This window comes from Spongiactinospora gelatinilytica, assembly GCF_003236385.1.
GTDB classification, from domain to species: Bacteria; Actinomycetota; Actinomycetes; order Streptosporangiales; family Streptosporangiaceae; genus Spongiactinospora; species Spongiactinospora gelatinilytica.
This window is the reverse complement of sequence record NZ_POUA01000339.1, coordinates 1-8,445: the sequence shown is the minus strand read 5'-3', so window position 1 is coordinate 8,445 and position 8,445 is coordinate 1. Positions and strand designations below refer to the sequence as shown.

The following is an 8,445-nucleotide window of genomic DNA, read 5'->3' as shown; positions in this document are numbered from 1 at the left end:
TCCCGCCCCTCCCCGGGACGCCTGGCCCGCCGACGCCGAACGGCTGCGCCGCGTCATGCCCGGCCTGTCCGACGAGGTGATCGCCCGCGCCATCTCGGCCTGGACTGCGCTGTTCGGGGCGGTCAGCCTGGAGGTGTTCGGCCAGTTCGCCAACGCGATCCTCGACCCGGCGGAGATCTTCGACTACAACATGGCCTGCATGGGCCGCTTCATCGGCCTGCCGGAATGACGGCACGGCGGGCGCGGGCCGCCCGCCGTGCCGCTGAGCGCATCAGCGGGCGGCGCGGTTGACCGCGGAGATCAGGGCCTTCAGCGCGGCGGTCGTGGTGTTGGCGTCGATGCCGACGCCCCACAGCACCTTGCCGTCCACATCGCACTCCACATAGGAGGCGGCCTTGGCGTCGGTGCCCGCGCTCAGCGCGTGCTCGGTGTAGTCGAGCACCCGCACCTGCACGCCGACACCGGCCAGGGCGTCGCAGAAGGCCGAGATCGGGCCGTTGCCCACGCCCTCCACCTCGCGGATCTCACCGTCGATGCGCAGATCGGCGCCGATCCGGTCCTTGTCCTCGACCTGGGAGTCGGTGCGGTGGGCGAGCAGGCCCAGCCTGCCCCATGGGGCGGCCGGGTTGGGGAGGTACTCGTCGGTGAAGGCCTCCCACATCTGCGCGGGCGTCACCTCGCCGCCCTGCGCGTCGGTGCGGACCTGGATCACCTTGGAGAACTCCATCTGGAGCTTGCGCGGCAGGTCGAGCTGGTGGTCGGCCTTCATGATGTAGGCCACACCGCCCTTGCCCGACTGGCTGTTCACCCGGATGACCGCCTCGTAGCTGCGGCCGATGTCCTTGGGGTCGATCGGGAGGTACGGCACTGCCCAGTGGAACTCCTCCACCGGCACGCCGGCCGCCGCCGCGTCGATCGCGAGGTGCTCGAAGCCCTTCTTGATGGCGTCCTGGTGGGAGCCGGAGAAGGCGGTGTAGACCAGTTCGCCGCCCCACGGGTGCCGGGGGTGGACGGGAAGCTGGTTGCAGTACTCGACCACCCGGCGGATCTCGTCGATGTCGGAGAAGTCGAGCTCGGGATCGATGCCCTGGGAGAAGAGGTTCATGCCCAGGGTGACCAGGCAGACGTTGCCGGTGCGCTCGCCGTTGCCGAACAGGCAGCCCTCGATGCGGTCGGCCCCGGCCAGGTATCCCAGCTCGGCGGCGGCCACGGCGGTGCCCCGGTCGTTGTGCGGGTGCAGCGACAGCACCACCGAGTCGCGGTTGGCCAGATGGCGGTTCATCCACTCGATCTGGTCGGCGTAGACGTTGGGGGTGGCCATCTCGACGGTGGCGGGCAGGTTGATGATGACCTTGTGGTCGGGGGTCGGCTGCCACACCTCGTTGACGGCGTTGCACACCTCGACGGCGTAGTCCAGCTCGGTGCCGGTGAAGGACTCGGGAGAGTACTGGAAGAAGATCGTCGTGTCGGTCATCGCCTCGGCGAGCTTCTTGCACAGCTTGGCACCCTCGACGGCGATGGCGGTGATGCCCTCGCGGCCCTGGCCGAAGACCACCCGGCGCTGCAACGTGGAGGTCGAGTTGTACAGGTGGACGATCGCCTGCCCGGCCCCGCGCAGCGACTCGAAGGTGCGCTCGATCAGCTCGGGCCTGGCCTGGGTGAGGACCTGGATCACCACGTCGTGGGGGATCATGTCCTCTTCGATGATCTGCCGGACGAAGTCGAAGTCGGTCTGGGAGGCGGCGGGGAAGCCGACCTCGATCTCCTTGAATCCCATGCGGACCAGCAGGTCGAACATCTTGACCTTGCGGTGGGCGTCCATGGGGTCGATCAGTGCCTGGTTGCCGTCGCGGAGATCGACGGCGCACCAGCGGGGGGCCTCGGTGATGGCCTGGTCGGGCCAGGTGCGGTCGGTCAGGCGTACGGGCTGGTAGGGCTCGTACCGGCCCACCGGCATGCCACTGGGTCGTTGCCGCGGATAATCGCTCACGGTCGTGTGCTCCTCGTGCTCTTCGTCGGGGCCTCGTCGAGATGGCCGACGCGCATGACACGCTCCGCGGCGAGGGAGCCGGCCTAGGAAAGGCCCCCGCCGCGGCACATAAGGAGCAGGCCACGCAGCACGTTATGGAGGTTAGCAGATGCGCCGGTGAAGCCGTGCGGGTCGGCGGGCTAGAGTCCGAAGAGACGAGGAACAGGGGGCGATCATGAAAGACGACGACATCCTGACCCGCATCAACGGCCTGATCGCCGAGGAGCACGAGCTGCGCGCCAGGCTGGCGGCCGGCGAGGTGTCCGCCGAGGACGAGAACGACCGGATCGTGTCGCTGGAGCGCGCGCTCGACCAGTGCTGGGATCTGCTCCGCCGGCGGCGCGCCCGCCGGGAGTTCGGTGAGGACCCGCGCGACGCCGCGCCCCGGCCGATCGACGAGGTCGACTCCTACCAGCAGTAGCCGCCCGGTGATGACGGCGCCGCAAAACGGTCGGCGCCGCCGGGGGCATATGGGATTGCCTATACCCCATGTCGATTCTGCATGTCGATAATGCGGGCGGCGCGCTCGCCGACGGCTACTACTCGGTGTATCGGGCGGCGCACGAGATCGACGATCCCGGTCCGCTGTCCTCGCCCCGGCATTTCCGCATGTGGGCCCTGGTCGGCTGGGACGACGACGCCGAGGCGTACGTCCACGTCCGCGATGGCATCGTGACCGGCGGATACACGCTGGCGCTGCCCGAGCGGGACAACGCGCACCGGGCGCTGATCCCGAAGATGGTCGTCGCCCCGGGGAGCCGCCGCCGGGGCGACGGTTCGGCGCTGCTCGCGCACGCCACCGAACAGGCGCGCGCCGCGGGCAGGCGGACGTTGGTCGCCGAGGCCGCGGCGGCGGGCGGCCCGGGGGCCGCGTTCGCGCAGGCCCACGGGTTCACCGCCGCCACCACCGTGATCCGCCAGGTCCTCGACCTGCGTACGGCCGACCGGGCCGCCTTCGAGTCCGCGCGCGATCTCGCGGCCCGCCACACCTACGGCTACGAACTGGAGGCCTGGCGAGGCGCGGCCCCCGAACGGCTGCACGCCGACCTCGCCCTGCTGAACGCCGGGATGAACGACGCGCCGACCGGCGACCTCGATATCGAGGACGAGGTGTGGGACGCCGCCAGGGTAGGCGGGCTGGAGCGGCGGCTGCACGAAGCGGGGGCCGGTGGCAGAGCCGTCATCGCCAGGCACGCCGCCACCGGCGCGCCCGCGGCCCTCACCAGGGTCCTCTTCGACGACGACGGCGCGGGCGGGTGGGGCCGGCAGAGTGACACCGTGGTGCTGCGCCCGCACCGCGGGCACCGGCTCGGCATGCTGCTGAAGACGGCCAACGCGCTGACCATGCTGGACGAGGAGCCCGCGGTACACCGGCTGATCACCTGGAACGCCACCTCGAACGCGCACATGCGGGCCATCAACGAGGCGCTGGGGTTTCGCCCGCTCGACACCTGGCACGAGTGGCAGAAGACGATCTGAGCGGACCGGCCGCCGACATGAATATGCCCTCGTGGGGCGGGAGAGGTGTGGTAGTCCCGCCCCACGAGGGGTGCCGGTCAACGGGCCACGGGCGGTGGCCGGGCAGGAACCGGCATTGAAGGGGCCCTGGCCGGGGCACTGGAGGGGCGGCCTCCGGCCCAGGGCCACTGTCGATCTCCTACCGTCGGGCTCTCGCCGTCAGGCTTTCAGCGTCAGGACGCGCTCCACAGAGCCGGCACGTTCGGCGGCTCCCAGCCGGGAAGCGACGTGTGCGACTGGAGGCAGCGGTAGGTCGTGCCGCCGTAGGTCACGGTCGCGCCCGCGCTGTAGGAGGTGTAGGTCTTCCAGGTGCCGCCGGGCGGGTCGGTCGGACCACCGGTCGGGCTGGTCGTGGGGCTGCCCGTCGGGCCGGGGCCGTCGCTGTCGGCGAGCTGGAGGCCGTAGACCTGCAGGGCCTCGTTGACCGGCTGGAAGTAGGTGGTGCCACCGCTGCTGCAGTTGCCCGAACCACCGGAGGTCATGCCCTGGGCCTGGTCACCGGAGTAGAACGAGCCGCCGGAGTCACCGGGCTCGGCGCACACGTTGGTGCGGGTCACGCCGGAGACGGTGCCCTGCGGGTAGGTCACGCTGGTGTTGAGCTGCTGGACGCTCCCGCAGTGGTTCTGCGTGGTGGAGCCGGAACGGCAGATCCGCGTCTGGGGCTGCGCGACGGTCGAGCCGTTGATCGTCACGATGCCGGCGTTGTAGGCGTTGACGATGCCGCGCGGCACCCACTGGCTGTTGACCTCGACCCAGGCGTAGTCGTTGCCGGGGAAGGAGGAGCCGCGGAACGTGCCCTGCGCCTGGCGGTTGACGCCCGTGGTGCTGGCGCCGGTGCTACCGCAGTGGCCGGCGGTCACGAAGCCGCCCTGCGAGCCGGCCTTGGTCACCGAGAAGCCGACCGAGCAGCGGCTGCTGGAGCCGATGTAGTAGGCGTCGCCGCCGCGTACGTCGGCGTACAGGGCGGGCCGCTCGCTGGACTTGACGACGTCGACGAGGCTCGCGTCGATGCCGGCGGCCTTGATCTTGGCCTTCGCCTTGGCGGGGTTCGGGGTGCGCACGACGACCCGGTTGGTCTGGACGTCGGCGCCCCACGAGGTGGCGATCTCGGCGTTGTTGCTCAGCGCCCGGTCCAGGGAGACCTTGGCGGCGTCCAGCGTGGCCAGGGAGTGCTGGACCACCTTCGGCTCGGCCCCGGCCTCACGGATGACGGAGGACTGCGCGGCGTCGGTGGTCGCCACCACGAGGGAGGCGAGCGGGCCGGTGACCCAGGTACCGGCATAGGCGCTACCGAGCCGGCCGCGGAGCAGGGGTTCGAGCTGACCCGCCGCCAGTTCGTTGGCGATGCGCAACTCGGCCTGCTGCGTGGTGAGCCCGAGGTCCTTCTTGGTCTGTTCGATGTATTGGGGGGAGGGATCCGAGGCCGCCGCGGCGGCCGCCTTGACCTGTGCATAAACGGACGCCGGAGCGGCCGGGGCGGGGGCGGGCTCCGGTGCTCCCGCGCCGCCGGCCGCGGCGAAGGCGATGGCCGGAGCGGCCACCAACGTGAGAGCGAGCGTGATGCCCGCCGTCACGGCATTACTGCGGAGCATGTATCTCTCCTTGTGTCGGGGGGTGCGCCGTTAACGTAACGGTCAAGACACGAGGAGCGGCCCTATCAGTTGGAACCTATTACACCGTTATGTGCATCCGTCTATACCGCGACGTTATGGAAAAGTGTGGGGTACTCGCTTTCAGGGCCGCGATGTCAGTTTTTGGGACAGTGACCTGGTCCCGGCCTCGATATCAGGCCGGGTCCGGGCATGCCGCCCCCCCAAAGCCAAGGAGATCACAGTGGACGCCGAGCACACCGGCGCTGAGAGGGACCCGAGCGGGAAGGACGGCAAGGTCATCTCGCGGAAGACCCTGCTGAGGGCCGCCGTCATGGCCGCGCCTATCCCCCTCCTGGTTCCCCAGATTCCCGCACTGGCCCGCAGCATGGCCCCCGGGCAGAGCCTGGAGCCAACGCCGTACTGCCAGGAACCCGAAGACCGCACCCCCGCGCAGACCGAGGGCCCCTACTTCAAGCCGAACTCCCCGCGGCGCAGCACGCTGCCGGGCAGCGGCACCCGGCTCGTCGTCAGCGGTTACGTGTTCAACCTGGCCTGCCAGCCGCTGGCCAACGTGCTGATGGACTTCTGGCAGGCCGACAACAACGGCAACTACGACAACGTCGGGTACACCTTCCGCGGGCACCAGTTCACCAACGCCCAGGGCTACTACAACCTGACCACGATCATCCCTGGCCTGTACCCGGGCCGCACCCGGCACATCCACGTCAAGGTCCAGGCCCCTGGCCGTCCGGTCCTGACCACCCAGCTCTACTTCCCGGGTGAGCCGCGCAACAACACCGACACGATCTTCGACCCGCGCCTGCTGATGAACGTGCAGCCGGGTACGGCGACGTTCGACTTCGTGCTGAACATCGCCGGTCAGCCGACCAGCTCTCCGACCGGAAGTCCCACCGGCAGCCCCACCGGAAGTCCCACCGGCGGACCGACCGGCGGACCGACGACGTGGGCGGCCGGCACGGCCTACTCCTCCGGCGCGACGGTCACCTACAACGGTTCGTCCTACCGCTGCCTGCAGGCCCACACCGCGCTGCCGGGCTGGGAGCCGCCGAACGTCCCCGCCCTGTGGGCGCGCGCGTGAGCCGGTTGCCCTGATCCTCCGCCGCCCGCCGTACCCGCCTGGGGTCACGGGGCGGCGGGCGGACGGCCTTCGCAGCGCGGGTCCGGCGCCACCGGGAGCGGATCGGGCGCCAGCCACGAGATCATGCTCTGCTCGACGTACCAGTGGTGCAGATGGACCCGGCTGCGGGGCACATCTCCCGGCTCCGGGCACAGGACCCGGGAGAGCAGCAGGTCGTTGCCGAAGAAGCGGACGGCCCCCGAACGCTCCAGCACACTCGTCATCTGCTCGTCGTTGGCGATCACGTAGCCGACCACGACCTCGCGCCCCGCGGGCCGGTCCGCCTCGGGCGCGGCCGGCACGGTGACCTCCATCGCGCTCAGCGGCAGGATCGGTACCCGGAGTACCACGACGCCCGCGACCAGCGGCAACAGTACGGCCAGCGCGATCGCCGCCCCGTGCGCGATCAATCCCGCCGAGAGGCGCGGCACCGGCCCGGTGAGCAGCGGCGCGATCCCCGGCGGCACCGCCAGCAGAATGAACGTCGGCAGGTCGCGTTCCGCCCAGGCCAGCGCGATGGCCGGGGACACGATGGCGTACACGAGCACCGCCGCCAGGAGCGGGACGACCACGCACACCGCGTCGACCAGCGTGCCGCGCGCCGGAAAGCGGTCGCGGACGGTCAGCCCGGCCGCCGAGAACGCCAGCGTGGCCAGCGCCGGCAGGAACCGGAGCTGCCAGCCGAGCATGGCCACCAGCACGGCCAGCACCACCACCCAGTCGGGCAGCCGGTCGGCGATCCGCACCAGCCAGGAGGACCGCCCGGTGCTGACCCGGTACAGCAGGCCGAGCACCCGCCCCGCCAGGACCACCACCGGGACCACCCAAACGGTGGTCAGCAGCACGACGCTGAGCATCCCGAGGGGGCTGACGTGCTGCACGAGCAGCAGCAACGTCTGGGTGTCCTGACGACCGGCCCACCACAGGCGCAACACGAGCAGCGCCACGGGGAACGCCGGCAGCACCGCCAGCAGCCACTCCTGGTTCCGCGCCCGCCGGTAGACCGGCTTACGCCCCGCCGCTCCCCCGCCGCGCGCGCCCTGCCGCTCCACCGGCTAGCACACCTGGGCCGAGGTGTCGCGTTCCCAGGGCCAGCGGCGGACCTTCGGCACCTTCGGGCACGGCTGACGGTCGCCGGCGATGTCGATGCCCTGGTTGGCGGGCATCAGCGGCCGGATGTGCCGGTCGTAGGCGTCCTCGTACCGGCGGTTGCCGGGATCGGCCAACGAGCGGTAGAGCGCCAGGTCCACCAGCGTGCGCAGGGCGGTGTTCGTGCCGCTGTTGACCGCCCAGCGCTCGCTCGCCTCCAGGCCGACGTCGTGGTGGCGCAGCCGCCCGCCGGCCTCCTTGACGAACCCCGCCATGATCGCGGCGTCGGTGCTCACCGCCTCGTACTTTCCGGCGAGGAGCCCGTTCATGCACTGTTCGATCCGGTTCACGCCGGTCACCTTCGCGCCGGTGCGCTCCAGCGCGGTCGGTAACGCGTTCTCCAGCGCCCTCTGGGAGGTGGAGGTGCCGAGCGTGCACACCTTCTTGCCGTTGAGCTGCGACAGGGAGGTGACCTCGCCGTCGTAGTCGTCCTTGGTCACCACGGACTGCTCGGTGAGCAGGTAGGGAGAGGAGAACCCGATCGTGGGATCCTCCTCCCGCTCCCGCGTGATGCTGAAGGTGGCCACCACCAGGTCCACATCGACGAACTCGCCGAGCTTGTTCCTGGCCCGCTTCCTGGCGCGGTCCTCGGTCTCGATGGCCAGGAACTCCACCTGGTTCTTCCCGAACCCGAGGTCTTCCGCGATCATCAGCGCGATGTCGATGTCGAAGCCCGAGTAGGTACCGGACTGCGGATCGCGCAGCGCGATGCCCGGAGTGTCATCCTTCACGCCGATCCGCAGCGTCTGCTTGTTGGTCAGCTTGGCCAGCTCGCGCAACTCGGCCTCGGTCGGCGGTCCGGTGTTCCACACGATCCAGCCGCCCGCCACCAGCGCGGCCGTGAGCGCCACCAGCCAGCCGTACAGCCTGAACCTGCGCGCCCTGCGCCGCCGCCTGAGCCGGGCCTCCTCTGCGGCGGCACGTTCCACTTCCGCCGCCGACTGCTCGGCCGCCCCCGGCCCTGGCTCCGGCTCTGTGGCGGTCACCGGCGGCTCCCCGGACGGAACGGCGGGCGGTAA

The 8,445-nt window shown here is 70.6% G+C and carries 8 protein-coding genes; 4 read left to right on the top strand and 4 right to left on the bottom strand.

The window, feature by feature from the left end; all coding sequences use genetic code 11:
• Positions 1-229 (top strand): TetR-like C-terminal domain-containing protein (locus C1I98_RS41895; RefSeq protein WP_199537329.1); only part of this gene is annotated, 229 nt, incomplete at its 5' end.
• A 42-nt stretch (positions 230-271) separates the two neighbouring features.
• On the opposite strand, the gene leuA is transcribed toward C1I98_RS41895, so the two are convergent.
• Positions 272-1,957, bottom strand: coding sequence for a 2-isopropylmalate synthase (gene leuA / locus C1I98_RS30730; protein WP_111170878.1), 1,686 nt, complete (start codon positions 1,955-1,957; stop codon positions 272-274).
• A 247-nt stretch (positions 1,958-2,204) separates the two neighbouring features.
• On the opposite strand from leuA, the gene C1I98_RS30725 reads away from it, so the two are divergent.
• Together C1I98_RS30725 and C1I98_RS30720 are read left to right on the top strand one after the other, a co-directional pair.
• Entirely contained in the window at positions 2,205-2,450 is a 246-nt protein-coding gene (locus C1I98_RS30725; RefSeq protein ID WP_111170877.1) for a DUF2630 family protein, read from the top strand.
• Between the two features lie 68 nt (positions 2,451-2,518).
• Entirely contained in the window at positions 2,519-3,508 is a 990-nt protein-coding gene (locus tag C1I98_RS30720; RefSeq protein ID WP_111170876.1) for a GNAT family N-acetyltransferase, read from the top strand.
• A 212-nt stretch (positions 3,509-3,720) separates the two neighbouring features.
• On the opposite strand, the gene C1I98_RS30715 is transcribed toward C1I98_RS30720, so the two are convergent.
• Positions 3,721-5,139 carry a carbohydrate-binding protein gene (locus C1I98_RS30715; RefSeq protein ID WP_111170875.1) on the bottom strand — a complete coding sequence of 473 codons (1,419 nt, stop codon included), beginning with the start codon at positions 5,137-5,139 and terminating at the stop codon, positions 3,721-3,723.
• A 241-nt stretch (positions 5,140-5,380) separates the two neighbouring features.
• On the opposite strand from C1I98_RS30715, the gene C1I98_RS30710 reads away from it, so the two are divergent.
• Entirely contained in the window at positions 5,381-6,238 is an 858-nt protein-coding gene (locus C1I98_RS30710) for a dioxygenase family protein (RefSeq protein WP_233508329.1), read from the top strand.
• Between the two features lie 44 nt (positions 6,239-6,282).
• Here C1I98_RS30710 and C1I98_RS41890 read toward each other — a convergent pair whose 3' ends face one another.
• Both C1I98_RS41890 and C1I98_RS30700 read right to left on the bottom strand, forming a co-directional pair.
• Positions 6,283-7,329 (bottom strand): hypothetical protein, encoded by a 1,047-nt coding sequence (locus C1I98_RS41890; RefSeq protein ID WP_111170874.1) that lies wholly within the window; start codon positions 7,327-7,329, stop codon positions 6,283-6,285.
• Between the two features lie 3 nt (positions 7,330-7,332).
• The coding region (locus C1I98_RS30700; protein ID WP_233508328.1) for a transporter substrate-binding domain-containing protein at positions 7,333-8,445 on the bottom strand (1,113 nt) is incomplete at its 5' end.

Coding starts and splice junctions, on each gene's coding strand:
- leuA (WP_111170878.1), bottom strand. CDS start 1,957: ATGCCGGTGGGCCGGTACGAGCCCTACCAGCCCGTACGCCTGACCGAC.
- C1I98_RS30725 (WP_111170877.1), top strand. CDS start 2,205: ATGAAAGACGACGACATCCTGACCCGCATCAACGGCCTGATCGCCGAG.
- C1I98_RS30720 (WP_111170876.1), top strand. CDS start 2,519: ATGTCGATTCTGCATGTCGATAATGCGGGCGGCGCGCTCGCCGACGGC.
- C1I98_RS30715 (WP_111170875.1), bottom strand. CDS start 5,139: ATGCTCCGCAGTAATGCCGTGACGGCGGGCATCACGCTCGCTCTCACG.